This window comes from Jatrophihabitans fulvus (genome assembly GCF_054781375.1).
On sequence record NZ_BAAGUN010000001.1, the window covers coordinates 434,140 to 448,297 of the forward strand.

Annotated in this window: 13 protein-coding genes; 11 read left to right on the forward strand and 2 right to left on the reverse strand. The window is 73.2% G+C overall.

Features of this window, described 5'->3' with window-relative positions; genetic code table 11:
• The first annotated feature begins 36 nt into the window (after positions 1 to 36).
• The 3 genes from hrcA to ACYVP9_RS02110 all read left to right on the forward strand — a co-directional run bounded on the left by hrcA (position 37) and on the right by ACYVP9_RS02110 (position 3,020).
• The gene (hrcA, locus tag ACYVP9_RS02100; RefSeq protein ID WP_460603027.1) at positions 37 to 1,056 is read left to right on the forward strand and encodes an HrcA family transcriptional regulator; all 1,020 of its coding nucleotides are present in this window, start codon (positions 37 to 39) and stop codon (positions 1,054 to 1,056) included.
• A gap of 72 nt (positions 1,057 to 1,128) precedes the next feature.
• Positions 1,129 to 2,268 (forward strand): molecular chaperone DnaJ, encoded by a 1,140-nt coding sequence (gene dnaJ / locus ACYVP9_RS02105; protein WP_460603028.1) that lies wholly within the window; start codon positions 1,129 to 1,131, stop codon positions 2,266 to 2,268.
• A 20-nt stretch (positions 2,269 to 2,288) separates the two neighbouring features.
• Positions 2,289 to 3,020, forward strand: coding sequence for an RsmE family RNA methyltransferase (locus ACYVP9_RS02110; protein WP_460603029.1), 732 nt, complete (start codon positions 2,289 to 2,291; stop codon positions 3,018 to 3,020).
• On the opposite strand, the gene ACYVP9_RS02115 is transcribed toward ACYVP9_RS02110, so the two are convergent.
• Positions 2,997 to 3,368 (reverse strand): hypothetical protein, encoded by a 372-nt coding sequence (locus ACYVP9_RS02115; protein WP_460603030.1) that lies wholly within the window; start codon positions 3,366 to 3,368, stop codon positions 2,997 to 2,999. The genes ACYVP9_RS02110 and ACYVP9_RS02115 overlap by 24 nt on opposite strands.
• Positions 3,369 to 3,490: 122 nt before the next feature.
• Between ACYVP9_RS02115 and ACYVP9_RS02120 the strand changes: the two genes are divergently transcribed.
• From ACYVP9_RS02120 to ACYVP9_RS02145, 6 genes are all read left to right on the forward strand, one after another.
• Complete coding sequence (locus tag ACYVP9_RS02120) at positions 3,491 to 6,289, forward strand: ATP-binding protein (protein ID WP_460603031.1); 2,799 nt, start codon at positions 3,491 to 3,493, stop codon at positions 6,287 to 6,289.
• Positions 6,290 to 6,308: 19 nt separating this feature from the next.
• Positions 6,309 to 6,656 (forward strand): histidine triad nucleotide-binding protein, encoded by a 348-nt coding sequence (locus ACYVP9_RS02125; RefSeq protein ID WP_460603032.1) that lies wholly within the window; start codon positions 6,309 to 6,311, stop codon positions 6,654 to 6,656.
• 144 nt (positions 6,657 to 6,800) lie between these two features.
• Positions 6,801 to 8,813: a PhoH family protein gene (locus ACYVP9_RS02130; protein ID WP_460604271.1), complete on the forward strand. Its 2,013-nt coding sequence runs from the start codon at positions 6,801 to 6,803 to the stop codon at positions 8,811 to 8,813.
• 2 nt (positions 8,814 to 8,815) lie between these two features.
• Positions 8,816 to 9,361: an rRNA maturation RNAse YbeY gene (ybeY, locus tag ACYVP9_RS02135; RefSeq protein WP_460603033.1), complete on the forward strand. Its 546-nt coding sequence runs from the start codon at positions 8,816 to 8,818 to the stop codon at positions 9,359 to 9,361.
• 78 nt (positions 9,362 to 9,439) lie between these two features.
• A complete protein-coding gene (locus ACYVP9_RS02140) occupies positions 9,440 to 10,786 on the forward strand; it encodes a hemolysin family protein (protein ID WP_460603034.1) in 1,347 nt (448 codons plus the stop codon).
• Positions 10,783 to 11,109 carry a cytidine deaminase gene (locus tag ACYVP9_RS02145; protein WP_460603035.1) on the forward strand — a complete coding sequence of 109 codons (327 nt, stop codon included), beginning with the start codon at positions 10,783 to 10,785 and terminating at the stop codon, positions 11,107 to 11,109. The genes ACYVP9_RS02140 and ACYVP9_RS02145 overlap by 4 nt, the downstream gene beginning before the upstream one ends.
• 25 nt (positions 11,110 to 11,134) lie before the next feature.
• Here the strand turns inward: ACYVP9_RS02145 and ACYVP9_RS02150 are convergent, their stop codons facing one another.
• Positions 11,135 to 11,905, reverse strand: coding sequence for an alpha/beta hydrolase family protein (locus ACYVP9_RS02150; RefSeq protein WP_460603036.1), 771 nt, complete (start codon positions 11,903 to 11,905; stop codon positions 11,135 to 11,137).
• Positions 11,906 to 12,031: 126 nt separating this feature from the next.
• Here ACYVP9_RS02150 and era point away from each other — a divergent pair, with 126 nt between their 5' ends.
• Both era and ACYVP9_RS02160 read left to right on the forward strand, forming a co-directional pair.
• Positions 12,032 to 12,913 (forward strand): GTPase Era, encoded by an 882-nt coding sequence (era, locus tag ACYVP9_RS02155; RefSeq protein ID WP_460603037.1) that lies wholly within the window; start codon positions 12,032 to 12,034, stop codon positions 12,911 to 12,913.
• A complete protein-coding gene (locus tag ACYVP9_RS02160) occupies positions 12,913 to 14,142 on the forward strand; it encodes an MFS transporter (protein WP_460603038.1) in 1,230 nt (409 codons plus the stop codon). The genes era and ACYVP9_RS02160 overlap by 1 nt, the downstream gene beginning before the upstream one ends.
• The last annotated feature ends 16 nt before the right edge of the window (positions 14,143 to 14,158 follow it).

Below are 14,158 nucleotides of genomic sequence, written 5' to 3' on the forward strand. Positions count from 1 at the left end.
GGCGCGCACACCGGGAACTCGCCTAAAATCGGTGTCGTGGGAGTAGAGGACCGCAAGCTGCAGGTACTGCGCGCGATCGTGTCCGACTTCATCGCCACCAACGAGCCCGTCGGCAGCAAGGCGCTCGTCGATCGGCACAACCTCGGCGTGTCGTCGGCGACGATCCGCAACGACATGGCCGCGCTCGAGGAGGAGGGGCTGATCGCGCAGCCCCACACCAGCGCCGGGCGGGTGCCCACCGACGCGGGCTACCGGATGTTCGTCGACCGCATCGCCGAGATCAAGCCGCTCTCGGGCGCCGAGAAGCGCGCGATCCGCACCTTCCTCGACGGCGCCGTCGACCTCGACGACGTGCTGCACCGGGCCGTGCGCGCGCTCGCGCAGTTGACCCGCAACGTGGCCGTGGTGCAGTACCCCACACTGTCGCGCAGCCGGGTGCGGCACCTCGAGCTGGTGACCATCTCGTCCACCCGGCTCATGCTGGTGCTCATCACCGACACCGGCCGCGTCGAGCAGCGCATGGTCGAGCTGCCGGTGCCCGTGGCCGAGAACGACGTCTACGAGTTGCGCGGCACGCTGAACCAGCGGCTGCGCGACCGTCCGCTGTCCGAGACCGCGGAGATCATCGGTGAGCTGCCGCAGCAGGTGGCCGAGCCGCTGCGCGGCATGCTCACCACGCTCGCCTCGGTGTTGCTCGAGGTGCTGGTCGAGCCCAGCAACGAGCGGCTCGTGCTCGGCGGCACCTCGAACCTCAGCCAGCAGACGCTCGACTTCCCGGCCATCCGTCCGGTGCTCGAGGCGCTCGAGGAACAGGTCGTGCTGCTGCGGCTGCTCGACTCCTCCATCAGCTCGCCCGACGTGATCGTCCGCATCGGCAACGAGACGCTGCACGAGGGGCTGGCGTCCGCCGCCGTCGTGTCGAGCGGCTACGGCGTGCACGGCGCCGCCGTGGGCGCCGTCGGCGTCCTGGGCCCCCGCCGCATGGACTACGCGCACACCATGGCGCGGGTCGCCGCCGTCGCGCGCTACGTCGGCACGCTGCTCGAGGAGCGCTGACCCCACCCCGCCGTACACTGGCACTCGCCGCTTTCGAGTGCCAGCGGTCGACCTGCACGAGGACGGGAACGAGTGTCTGAACCCCGCGACTACTACGGGCTGCTCGGCGTCAACAAGGACGCCACCCCCGAGGAGCTCAAACGCGCCTACCGCAAGCTCGCCCGCGAGCTGCACCCGGACGTCAACCCCGACCCGGAGGCCGCCGAACGCTTCAAGGAGGTGTCGGCCGCCTACGAGGTGCTGTCCGACCCCGAGAAGCGCCGCATCGTCGACCTCGGCGGCGACCCGCTGCAGCAGGGCGGCGGAGGAGCCGGTGGCGGCAGCCCGTTCGGCGGCTTCGGCGGGTTCGGCGACGTCTTCGAGGCCTTCTTCGGCGGCGGCGGCCCCGGCGCCGGACGGGGCCGGCGCAGCCGCGTGCGCCCCGGCGCCGACGCGCTGTTGCAGCTGTCGCTGAGTCTCGAGGAGACCGCGTTCGGCGTCCGCAAGGAGATCGTCGTCGAGACCGCGGTGCTGTGCGAGACGTGCTCCGGTCAGGGGTGCGCGCCCGGAACCCGTCCGCGTACCTGCGCCACGTGCGGCGGTGCCGGCGAGATCCAGTCGGTGCAGCGCTCGTTCCTCGGCCAGGTCATGACCACCCGCGCCTGCTCGGCGTGCGGCGGCACCGGCGAGCAGATCCCGTCCCCGTGCCCCACCTGCGGCACCGAGGGCCGCGTCCGGGCCCGTCGCACGAAGACCGTCGACGTGCCCGCCGGCATCGAGGACGGCATGCGCATCCGCCTCGCCGGCCAGGGCGAGGTCGGCCCCGGCGGCGGTCCCGCCGGCGACCTCTACATCGAGATCTCCGAGCAGCCCCACGAGACGTTCACCCGCGACGGCGCCGACCTGCACTGCACCATCGGCGTGCCGATGACGTCCGCCGCGCTCGGCAGCGATCTCGTGCTCACCACGCTCGACAGCGAGGAGAAGATCGAGATCCGCGCCGGCACGCAGAGCGGTGCGGTGCTGCAGCTGCGAGGCAAGGGCGTGCCCAAGCTGCGCAGCTCGGTGCGCGGCGATCTCTACGTGCACGTCGAGGTCCGCACCCCGACCCGGCTCGACGAGGAGCAGACGCGCCTGCTGCGCCAGCTCGCCGAGCTGCGCGACGAGGACGTCTCGGTGTCGCAGCGGGGGTCCGGGCTGTTCGGCAAGGTCCGGGACGCGTTCCGCCAGTAACACCAGTAGCGTCGCTGCCCGTGACGCCGCCGCTGTTCCTGCTCGAGACGATCCCGGACACCGACGAGATCCTGCTCAGCGGCGACGAGGGACATCACGCCGCGCGGGTGAAGCGGGTGCGTCCCGGCGAGTCGGTCCTGATCTCCAACGGACAAGGGACGCTGGCGCGGTGCACCGTCCGCTACGTGTCGGGTGACGACGTGACACTCGCCGTCGTGTCCCGTGAGCTCGTGCCCGAGGGGCAGCCGCGTCTCGTCGTCGTGCAGGCGCTGCCCAAGGGCGATCGCGCCGAGCTGGCGGTCGAGACCATGACCGAACTCGGGGTCGACGCGATCGTCCCGTGGGCGGCCGCGCGCTCGGTGACGCAGTGGCACGGGGCCCGGGGCGCCAAGGCGCTCGCCCGGTGGCGCCGCACCGCCGCCGAGGCGGCCAAGCAGAGCCGCCGGGCGCGGGTGCCGATGGTCGGCGACCTCGTGTCGAGTGCCGACGTCGCCGCCATGCTCGAGCGGGCGGCGACGGCGATCGTCCTGCACGAGGCCGCCGACGAGCCGCTGGGCGCGGTGCCGATGCCGCTCGTCGGCGACGTCGGGGTGGTCGTCGGTCCCGAGGGCGGCATCGCCCCGGACGAGCTCGAGCGGTTCACCGCCGCCGGCGCCCACGTCGTGCGGCTGGGGACGACGGTGCTGCGGACGTCCACCGCCGGGCCCGCTGCCCTCGCGGCGCTGTCGCTACGCCTGGGGCGCTGGGAGTGACGGCGCGCCGGTCGCGTCATGGGTGACGCGGGCGCGCTCGACCGCGTACGCGACGGCGTGACGCGAGACCCGATCCGGACCGGGCAGCAGGGCGAGGTCCTCCCCGGGGTGCAGTGGCGTCGACATGATGATCTGCCCGGCGCGGTCGAGCACGGCCTCGGACTCGGTGAGCACGACGACCATCTCACCGCCGTCCGGGGAGCGCAGGACGAACGTGCCGACGTGACCCGCGGCGCACTGCGGGTCGGCCATCAGGGCGGGGACGACACGCCGGGTACCGGCGTACTCGGCGGCGGCGACGAGCTCCGGGCTGCGTGGGCCGTCGAACCAGGCGATCTGCGCGTGCATGGCGGTTCCTCTCGAGGGTCGGTGTCGTGCGGTGTGCGGGAACCCTCCCGCCTTCCGGCGGTCGTGCGCCTCCGTGCTGGTACTGATCCGACCCCCTGACCCCGGCGCCGATACTGACCGCCATGACGACGCTGCTCGTCGGGCGCGAGGCGGCCATCGCCCTGCTCGACGGTGCCCTCGCGGACGCGTCCGCGGAGGGATCGGACGGGCGGGGCCGGCTCGTGCTGATCTCCGGACCGGCGGGCATCGGCAAGAGCGCCCTGGCCGACCGCGCGGCCGTGCTCGCCGCGGGGCGCGGGATGCGGGTGCTCCGCGGCCATGCGGTGGACGACCCCGGCGCGCCGGCGTTGTGGCCGTGGCGGCGCGCCCTGCGCGGAATCCCGGCGGCGCTGCGCCTGCTCGACACCGGGGACGACGGTGACGGTGGGGTGGAGGACCGCTTCCGGATGGCCGCCGGGGTGAGCGAGTGCCTCATGGAGCAGGCGGCGGACGGCGGGCTGCTGCTGGTTCTCGAGGACCTCCACTGGGCCGACGGCGGGACGGTCCACCTGCTGACCCACCTGACCGCCGAGTTGGCGGTCGGTCGCGTGGTCGTGGTGGCGACCCGTCGCGACCGCGCCGACGGTCCGCTCGCGGGTGCGCTGCCGGACCTGCTGCGCGGCGACCGGACGTCCGTCGTCGCGCCGGCGCCGCTCACCGAAGGACAGGTGGCCGCGTACCTGGCCGGCCGGGGCGCGGATCCCGCGTCCGCCGCCTCGCTGCACGCCCGCGCCGGGGGCAACCCCCTGCTCGTCCGGCTGCTCGCCGATCACCTGGCGACGGGCGGGCACGTCGACACGGCCGTGCGCGACCGTCCCGACCTGCGCAGGCTGGTCACGGCGCGCCTGTCCGGGATGGACCGCGCGGCGCGCGACACCGTCGACGCGGCCGCGATCCTCGGCGAGCGGGTCGACCCGGTGGTCCTGGCGGCGACCGCCGGCCTGGCAGCCGACCGCCTCGACGCAACCGTTGCGGAGTGCATCGCGGCCGGCGTGTTCGAGCGGACCGGCGACGTCCTCGACGGCGTCGGCTTCGTCCACGCGCTCGTGCGCGACGCGGTGCTGACCGACCTGCCCGAGCGGGTCGGCGCGACCGGACTCGCGCGGCTGCACGCCCGGGCGGCGGAGGCGCTGTCGGCGTCCGGCGCGGCGGCGGCGACGGTCGTCGGCCATTGGCAGCGCGCCGGGCCGCAGGCCACCCCCGGCGTGGTGCGGCGGTGGGCGGAACGGGCCACCGACGAGGCGCTCGGTGCGCTGGCCCACGACGAGGCGGTGCGGTTCGCGGCCCTGGCCGTGACCGCCGCCGAGGACGACCGGGCGGACGACGCCGAGCTCGCCCGCCTGCTGGTGCGGCTCGCGGCCGCCGCTGTGCGGGCCGCCCGTTTCGAGGAGGCCGTCAGCGCCTGCGTGCGAGCCGCCGACCGCGCCGACCGGGCGGCACGCCCGGATCTGCTCGCCGACGCCGCGCTGGCCGTGCACGGCGTGGGCGTCACCGTGTTCGACGACCTCGCGCCGGTGGTCGAGCGCGCCCTCGCCGCGTGCCCGCCGTCCGAGCACGGAGTGCGTGCCCGGCTGCTCGCCCAGCTGTCGGTCGGCCGCGCCGAGACCGACGCCGTCGAGGACGCCCGCGTGCTCGCCGGTCGCGCGCTCGACGAAGCCGATCGCGCGCGCGATCCCGTCGCGACGCTCGAGGCCCTCGCCGCCCGTCACCTCGCGATCGTCGACCCCGGCACCGTCCGGGAGCGGTTGGAGCTCGGCCGCCGCGCCGTCGCGCTGGGCGAGGGGGACGGCTCGCCGATCGCCGCACTCTGGGGCCATCTGTGGCGGGCGTCCGCGTCGTTCCAGCTCGGCAACCTGGTGAACGCCGAGCTCGAGATCGCCGAGCTCGACCGCATCGCGCGGACCCGCCGCTCGCCGCTCGCGCGCTGGCACTTCCACCGGTTCCGCGCTCTGGCCGACGCCCTCGCCGGCGACTTCGCCGCGGCCCGTGACCACAACCGCGCCGCGTTCGCCATCGGCGAGCGCGTCGACGACCCGACGCTGACCGGTATGTGCTACTCGTTCGGCCTGTTCCTCGGCGATCTGCGGGGCGACCCCGCCGACTTGCTGCCGGGATGGGAGCAGGCGATGCGCTTCGCCCCGCCGCTGCCGATCGTGCGGGCGGGGATCGCGCTGGCCCGATGCCTTGCGGGCCGTCCGGACGACGCGCGGGCGGAGTTCGCGCGCTTCCGTGACCTGCCCGCGACCATGCCGCGGGGTGTCCGCTGGGCCGGGACGATGTCCATCCTCGGGCGCACGGCCCTGCGGCTCGGGGACGCCCGGACGTGCGCCGCGGTGTTCCCGGTGTTCGCCGCGCTCGCCTCCGAGTACGCCGGGGACGGGTCCGGCGCGGTCGTCAGCCACGGGGCCAACGCCGGGTTCGCCGCCGATCTCGCCCGGGTGGCCGGCCGCGACGAGGACGCCCTGCCGCTCTACCGGACGGCGGTCGCGATGAACGAGCGGATCGGCGCGCGACCGTGGACGGCCCTCGCCCGCCTCGGCTGGGCGACGAGCCTGCGCCGCCTCGGCCGCACTCGCGACGGCGCCGCCACGGTCGACGACCTGGTGCGCGACGCGACCGTGGAGTTCCGGCGCCTCGACATGCCGGGTCCGCTCGCGACCGCGCTCGCGCAGGCGGGATCCGGGGCGCACGGACCGCAGCTGACGCCGCGCGAGTCCGAGGTGGCCGCTCTCGTCGCCGACGCCCTCACCAACCGTGCCATCGCGGCCCGGCTCGTCCTCTCGGAGCGCACGGTCGAGACGCACGTGCGCAACGTCCTCGCCAAGACCGGAGCGACGAAGCGCACCGAGATCGTGGCCTGGTGGTTGCGGCGGCAGGGCTGAGCGTCAGTAGGGTCCGGGCATGGCCGACGGACCGGACGACTGCATCTTCTGCAAGATCGTCGCGGGGGAGATCCCGGCGACGAAGGTCTACGAGGACGACGGTGCCGTCGCCTTCGCCGACACCAACCCGCAGGCGCCGGTGCACCTGCTCGTGGTGACGCGCACGCACCTGACGGACATCGCCGAGGTCGGCGCCGACGCCGAGGCGTCCGCCGCGCTGCTGGCCGGCATTCGCGCGACGGCGGCCCAGGAGGGCCTCACCGAGTTCCGGACGGTGTTCAACACCGGCGCCGGGGTCGGACAATCGGTGTTCCACGTGCACGCCCACCTGCTCGCCGGCCGGTCCTTCGGGTGGCCCCCGGGCTGAGGGAACGTTTCACCGGTTAGGGGGTGCGCATCGCCGGTACAGTGGAGATGCCCAGATCGCCGAACCGGAAGCCCTTCTTTGACCGACAGAACCGAGCCCGCGGACATCGTCACCACCACCGTCGTCGTGCCGGGCGAGCAGGCCATGGTCGCGTTGCTGGGCTCGCGTGACGAACTGCTGCGTGTGGTCGAGCAGTCGCTCGACAGTGACGTCCACGTCCGCGGCAACGAGATCACCATCACCGGTCGGGCCGCCGACAACGCGATCGCCGTCCGGCTGTTCGAGGAGCTCCTCGCGCTGATCAAGGCCGGCCAGAACCTCACCGGCGACTCGGTCGCGCGCGTGCTGGGCATGCTGACCGCCGACTCCACCGAGCGTCCGGCCGACGTGCTCAGCCTGAACATCCTGTCGCGGCGGGGCAAGAACATCCGTCCGAAGACGTTGAACCAGAAGCGCTACGTCGACGCCATCGACAAGCACACGGTCGTCTTCGGCATCGGCCCGGCAGGTACCGGCAAGACCTATCTCGCCGTGGCGAAGGCCGTGCAGGCGCTGCTGGCCAAGGAGGTCACGCGCATCATCCTGACCCGCCCCGCCGTCGAGGCCGGTGAGCGGCTCGGGTTCCTGCCCGGCACCCTGTTCGACAAGATCGACCCGTACCTGCGGCCGCTGTTCGACGCGATGCACGACATGCTCGACCCCGAGTCGCTGCCGCGTCTCATGCAGGCCGGCACCATCGAGATCGCGCCTCTGGCATATATGCGCGGTCGCGCGCAACCGGTGGATGCCACCGTCATGACACCCGAGGGCGCGCGTCGGATCGGCGACCTCGAGGTCGGCGACCTCGTGGTCGGATCTGACGGCCTGCCGACGCCCGTGCTCGGGGTGTTTCCGCAGGGACGCAAGCAGGTCCACAGGGTGACCGCGCAGGACGGCGCGTCCACGCTGGCGTGCGGCGAGCACCTCTGGACAGTGCGCACCGTCGACGATCGGAGTCACGGCCGGGGTTGGCGCACCCTGCAGACGCAGGACATGGTCGGCAACGAGCGCCGTGGCTCCGTCCATCGGTACGAGCTGCCTGTCGTGGCGCCCATCGAGTACGTGCCGACGCCGGTCCCGTTGGATCCGTACGCACTCGGTCTGCTGCTCGGCGACGGGTGCCTCACCGGGTCGAGCACACCCTCCTTCGCAACTGCGGATCCTGAGCTGACGCTGGCCCTCGACGCGGCGTCGGAGGGCGTCACCGTGCGGCACAAGGGTGGGGTCGACCACGTCCTCACCACAGGGTCCCGTGGCGGCGTGATCGCGAAGAACCCGGTCACGGAAGTTCTGCGCGACCTGGGACTGCTGGGCACTCGCTCCCACACCAAGCACGTTCCGCTGACGTACCTGCTCAACAGCAGCGACGTCCGCCTGGCTGTACTGCAGGGGCTTCTGGACAGCGACGGCGGTCCGGTCGCCCAGGCGGGACGCACCTGCCGGATCCAGTACACGACGTGCGCACCTCTGCTGCGCGACGATGTCGTGCATCTCGTCCGCTCGCTGGGCGGGGTTGCCTACGTCCGCACGCGCCCGGCCGAAGGACGGACGCCGGGCCTCGCGAACGGACGTCCGGTCGAGTACCGCAACGACGCGTACGTCATCGACATTCGGCTGCCGTCCGGCCTCGAGCCCTTCCGCCTGGCTCGCAAGAAGGCCAAGTACGACGCCACCGGCGGTGGTCGTCCGATGCGCTTCATCGACAGCATCGAGCCGGCGGGCGAGGCCGAGTGCGTGTGCATCCAGGTCGGTGCCCAGGACTCGTTGTACGTGACCGATGACTTCATCGTCACGCACAACACGTTGAACGACGCGTTCATCATCCTGGACGAGGCGCAGAACACGACGCCCGAGCAGATGAAGATGTTCCTGACCCGCCTCGGGTTCGGCTCGAAGGTCGTCGTCACGGGTGACGTCACGCAGGTCGACCTGCCGGGCAACACCCGCAGCGGGTTGCGCGTCGTGCGCGACATCCTCGGCGACATCGAAGACGTCCACTTCGCCAACCTGACGTCCACCGACGTCGTCCGCCACCGGCTCGTGGGCGAGATCGTCGACGCCTACGAGCGCTTCGACGCCGCCGCGCAGCAACGCAGCGCGCCGACCACCCGCCGGTAACGATGTCGGTCGAGGTCAACAACGAGTCCGGCGCCGAACTGGACGAGCAGAAGCTGGCCGCGCTCGGTCGCTTCGTGCTCGACGAACTGCGCATCGACCCGCTCGCCGACCTGTCGGTGGTGCTCGTCGACACCGAGGCGATGGCGGCGCTGCACGAGCAGTGGATGGACCTGCCCGGGCCTACCGACGTCATGGCGTTCCCCATGGACATGGCCGACGGTGCCGGCATGCGCGGCGAGCGGCTCGACCCGTCCGCCCCGCCCGGCACCGACGAGAACCCGGGCGAGACCATGCTCGGCGACGTCGTGCTGTGCCCGGCGGTGGCCGCCGACCAGGCGGCGTCCGCGGGTCACTCGCTCGAGGCCGAGCTGCACCTGTTGTGCACCCACGGCATCCTGCACCTGCTCGGCTACGACCACGGCGAGCCCGAGGACGAACGCGAGATGTTCGACCTGCAGGCGCAGCTCGTGCGCGGGTGGTCCGCAGCGAGCGGCGTCGGTCCGATCCGGGCGCCGCGCCCCGGCACCGCGGGAGAGGGACGGGCGTGAGCGACGCTTGCGGAGCGAACCGGGGCGCACAGTGCTGATGTGCCTCGCGGCGTCCCCGCAGCGAAGCGAGGAGACGCCGTGAGCTCGTCCGCAGCGATCGCGCTGATTGTGGCGATCCTGCTCATCCCCATCGGCGGGCTCGTCGCGTGCGTCGACTCCGCACTGGCACGGGTGTCGAAGGCGCGGGTCGACGAGTTCGTCCGCGACGAGGTCGCCGGGGCGAAGACGCTGGCGATCGTCGTCGACGACCGTCCGCGCTACACGAACCTGCTCCTGCTGCTGCGCATGTCGTGCGAACTGACCTCGACCGTGCTGGCGGTGATCGTCGCCCGCTCCGCCGTCGGCACGCGCTGGCCGGTGACGCTCGTGACCGTCGTGCTGATGATCGTGGTGATGTACACGGTCGTCGGCGTCGGGCCACGCACGCTCGGCCGCCAGCACGTCAACCGGGTCGCGCTCGCCGGCGCGCCGGCCGTGCGGCTGCTCGGGCGGTTGTTCAACCCGCTGGCCTCGATGCTGATCCTGCTCGGCAACGCCATCACCCCCGGGCGGGGTCTGCGTGACGGGCCGTTCGCGTCCGAGGTCGAGCTGCGCGAGCTGGTCGACATGGCCGAGGAGCACGGCGTCGTCGAGCACGACGAGCGGCAGATGATCCAGTCGGTCTTCGAGCTGGGCAACACCATCGCCCGCGAGGTCATGGTGCCGCGCACCGAGGTCGTGTGGATCGAACGCGCGAAGTCGGTGCGGCAGGGTCTGGCGCTCGCGCTGCGCAGCGGCTTCTCGCGCATCCCGGTGGTCGGCGAGAACGCCGACGACGTCGTCGGCGTCGTCTACCTCAAGGACCTCGCCCGCCGCGCGCAGGACGACGACCGCGCCCGCAGCACCTCCGTCGAGGAGGTCATGCGCACGGTCACGTACGTCCCCGAGTCGAAGCGGGTCGACGCACTGCTGCGCGAGATGCAGGCGGCGCGCTCGCACATCGCGATCGTCATCGACGAGTACGGCGGCACCGCCGGCCTCATCACCATCGAGGACATCCTCGAGGAGATCGTCGGCGAGATCACCGACGAGTACGACAACGAGCGCCCGCCCGTCGAGCGGCTGCAGACGCACGACGACCGCGTCGACGCCGCCCGCGTGTCCGCCCGTCTCGCCGTCGAGGACCTCGCCGAGCTGTTCGACCTCGAGCTGCCCGACCGCGACGACGTCGAGACCGTCCGCGGCCTGCTCGCCGAGGCCATCGGACGCGTCCCCATCGCCGGCTCGCACGCCGTCGTCCACGGGCTGGAGCTACGGGCAGAACAGGTGGGCGGACGGCGCAACCGCGTCGACACGATCCTCGTCACCCGGGCCGTGCCCGACGAGGACGACGACGCGGACGAGCGGGAGGATGCGGTCACACCCGCACACCAAGGACGGTCATGACCGACACGCTCGATCCCGAGGACGCCAAGCTCGTCACCCTCGCCCGCTCGGCGCGCGCCCGCACCGGTGCCGCGCAGGGGGCGGCCGTCCGCGACACGACCGGCCGCACGTACGTCGCCGCCACCGTCGCGCTGCCGTCGTTGCGGCTGAGCGCGCTGCAGGCCGCGGTCGCGGCCGCGGTGTCGTCGGGGGCCGACGGCATCGAGGCCGCCGTGGTGCTGGGTGAGGACCCGGCGGACGACGCCGGAACCGCCGCCGTCCGCGACGTGACCGCCGGCGCGCCGGTGCTGCTCGCGGGCCCCGACGGCGCGGTGCGGCACTAGCCACTGCTCGGCGGGCGGTGCCGTCTCAGCCGGGCAGCCGTCCGGCCATCAGGTCGGGCAGCGCGTCGCGGGCGGCCGCCCATGCGGTGGACGACGGGTCGATGAGGGTGAAGTGGTCGCCTTCGGTCGTGCGCAGCGCCGCCCGTCCGCCCGCCTTCGTCGCCGCGGCGACGTACGCCTCGCTCTGCGCGTAGGGCACGTTGGCGTCGTCTTTGGCGTGCAGGCAGTACACCGGCACGTCGAGCGGCACCTGCTGGATCGGGTCGGCGAGCCGGTACCGCTCGGGCACGTCGTCGGGGGAACCGCCCAGCAGGTCCTGCGGCGCGCCGTCACCGACGCCCGTCCGCGCCGCGGTGGCGAGATCGAGCACGCCGGCCTGCGAGACGACCCCGGTGAGGCGCACGGCGGGGGACGCCCCGGGAGCGTCCGCGGGCAGTCGGGCGCGTCCCGTCGCCCAGGTGGCGAGGTGGCCGCCGGCCGAGTGCCCGATCGCGACGACAGCGGACGTGTCGACACCGAGGTCGGCGAGCTTGTCGATGCCGGCGGCGACGTCGGCGAGGGTGGCGGGCCAGCCACCGCCGTCGCCGACGCGGCGGTACTCGAGGTTCCAGACCGTCCACCCGCGCCGCGCGAGGTCGGCCGCCAGTGGCCGTCCGAGCGAGAGCCCGTACTGCGCCCGCCAGAAGCCGCCGTGGACGACGACGACCGTGCCCGGACGGGGCTTGCTGTCCGGACGGGTCAGCTCCCCGAACTGGGACGGGTCGTCGCCGTAGCCGATCTCGCGCGCGCCGGGCATCCGCCCATCCTGCCGGTCGCTGCCACAGGCACCGACAGCGAGCGGGACGATCGCCGCCGTCCCGAGGAAGCGGCGGCGCGACAGCACGTGGTGAATCGTGGCATCCGGGGGTGGGAGACTGGCCGGGTGACCTACCGTTCCGGCTTCTGCGCCTTCGTCGGACGGCCGAACGCCGGCAAGTCCACGCTCACCAACGCCCTCGTCGGCAGCAAGATCGTCATCACCAGCGACAAGCCGCAGACGACCCGCCACGCGGTGCGCGGCATCGTCACCCGCGAGGACGGCCAGCTCGTGCTCGTCGACACCCCCGGCCTGCACCGACCGCGCACCCTGCTCGGGCAGCGCCTCAACGACGTCGTCCGGGGCACGCTCGCGGACGTCGACGTGGTCGGCTTCTGCCTCCCGGCGAACGAGCGCATCGGTCCCGGCGACCGGTTCATCGCCGCCGAGCTCGCCGAGCTGAAGGCCCCGGTCGTCGCCATCGTCACGAAGACCGACGCGACGTCCAGGGCGCGCGTCGCCGAGCAGTTGATCGCCGTCTCGCACCTCGGCGAGTTCGCCGAGGTGGTGCCGGTGTCTGCCGTGAAGGGCGACCAGGTCGACCTGCTGGCGTCGTTGCTCGTCGCGCGGCTGCCCGAGGGCCCGATGCTCTACCCGGACGACGTGCAGACCGACAACGACGTCGAGACCCGCATCGCCGAACTCGTGCGCGAGGCAGCGCTCGAGGGCGTCCGCGACGAGCTGCCGCACTCGATCGCCGTCACCGTCGACGAGATGGTGCGCCGCGACTCGGGTCTGCAGGAGGTCTTCGCCACGATCCACCTCGAGCGCGACAGCCAGAAGGGCATCGTCATCGGCCCCCAGGGCTCGCGCCTCAAGCAGATCGGCGTCACCGCGCGCACCGGCATCGAGACCCTGCTCGGCGAGAAGGTGCACCTCGCGCTGCACGTGGCCGTCGAGAAGGAGTGGCAGCGGGACCCGAAGAAACTCGACCGACTCGGGTTCTGATGCTCGACGTCTACCGCGCGGTCTTCCGCACGCCCGGCACCGCCATGTTCTCCGCCGCCGCGTGGGTGATGCGGGTGCCCATCGCCATGTACCCGATCGGCCTCGTCCTCATCATCAGCGGACGCGACGGGCGGTACGGCTTCGCCGGCGTCCTGAGCGGCGTGTACGTGATCGCCAACGGCATCGGCAACCCGGCGCTCGCCCGGCTCGCCGACCGGCTCGGTCAGGGACGGCTGCTGATCCCGATGTCGCTCGTGCACGCGGCGGCCGCCGTGGTCGCCGCCGTGGCGGTCACGGTGCACTGGCCCGACTGGGTGCTCGTCGTGGCCACGGCCGTCTTCGGGTTCTTCTTCCTGTCGGTGTCGTCGCTGGTGCGGGCGCGATGGTCGTACGTGCTCGCCGGCCGTCCCGAGCTCAACACCGCCTACTCGGTCGAGTCGACCCTCGACGAGACGATCTTCGTGCTCGGACCGCTCGTGGCCACGGTCGTCGCCACGCAGATCTCGGGTGTCGTCGTGCTCTACCTCGCCGCCGCGCTCGTGCTGGGTGGCGCGGTGTGGCTGTCGGCGCTGACGTCGTCCGAGCCGCCGGTGAACGACTCCGCCGGACGCGGCCGGCCGGCGGTGCTCGCGTCGGGCATGCCGCTGCTGGTGCTGGTCACCGTGGCCATGGGCGGCATCTTCGCCAGCGCCGAGGTCACCATCGTGGCGTTCTGCGACGAGCAGGGCTCGCGCGGCCTCAGCGGCGCGGTCCTGGCCGCCTTCGCCGCCGGCAGCGCGATGTCTGGGTTCCTGTACGGCGCCCGGCACTGGCGCATGCCGCTGCTGGACCGGTTCCGGCTGCAGGCGGTCGTCTTCGGGCTGTTGCCGCCGCTGTTCCTGCTGGCGACGAACATCGGCGTGCTGGCCGCGTGTGCGTTCGTGGTCGGGTTCGGCATCGCGCCGACCCTCACGACCGGGTTCGGGCTCGTCGAGCACTTCGTGCCCGCTGGGGCCCTGACCGAGGGGCTCGCGTGGCTCGTCACCGGGCTGTCGGTCGGCTACGGCGTCGGCGCCGCGCTGGTCGGTGGCATCTCGGACGCCCACGGTGCCCGCGCCGCGTTCCTCGTGACCGTCGGGGCGGGCCTGACGATGGCGGCGCTCGCGGTCGTGCTGCACCGCAGCCGACGCGGGCGTCCCGACCTCGCCGTCCCGGCAGGGGACGTCGCCGCCGAGGTCCCGGCGCGCTGACGCCGCGTCGTCGGTG

Excerpts from the sequence above, each read along its gene's own strand:
- ACYVP9_RS02160 (WP_460603038.1), top strand. The coding sequence starts at position 12,913 with ATGCTCGACGTCTACCGCGCGGTCTTCCGCACGCCCGGCACCGCCATG.
- ACYVP9_RS02130 (WP_460604271.1), top strand. The coding sequence starts at position 6,801 with ATGGTCGCGTTGCTGGGCTCGCGTGACGAACTGCTGCGTGTGGTCGAG.
- ACYVP9_RS02115 (WP_460603030.1), bottom strand. The coding sequence starts at position 3,368 with ATGCACGCGCAGATCGCCTGGTTCGACGGCCCACGCAGCCCGGAGCTC.
- ACYVP9_RS02145 (WP_460603035.1), top strand. The coding sequence starts at position 10,783 with ATGACCGACACGCTCGATCCCGAGGACGCCAAGCTCGTCACCCTCGCC.
- ACYVP9_RS02120 (WP_460603031.1), top strand. The coding sequence starts at position 3,491 with ATGACGACGCTGCTCGTCGGGCGCGAGGCGGCCATCGCCCTGCTCGAC.
- ACYVP9_RS02150 (WP_460603036.1), bottom strand. The coding sequence starts at position 11,905 with ATGCCCGGCGCGCGCGAGATCGGCTACGGCGACGACCCGTCCCAGTTC.
- ACYVP9_RS02125 (WP_460603032.1), top strand. The coding sequence starts at position 6,309 with ATGGCCGACGGACCGGACGACTGCATCTTCTGCAAGATCGTCGCGGGG.
- ybeY (WP_460603033.1), top strand. The coding sequence starts at position 8,816 with ATGTCGGTCGAGGTCAACAACGAGTCCGGCGCCGAACTGGACGAGCAG.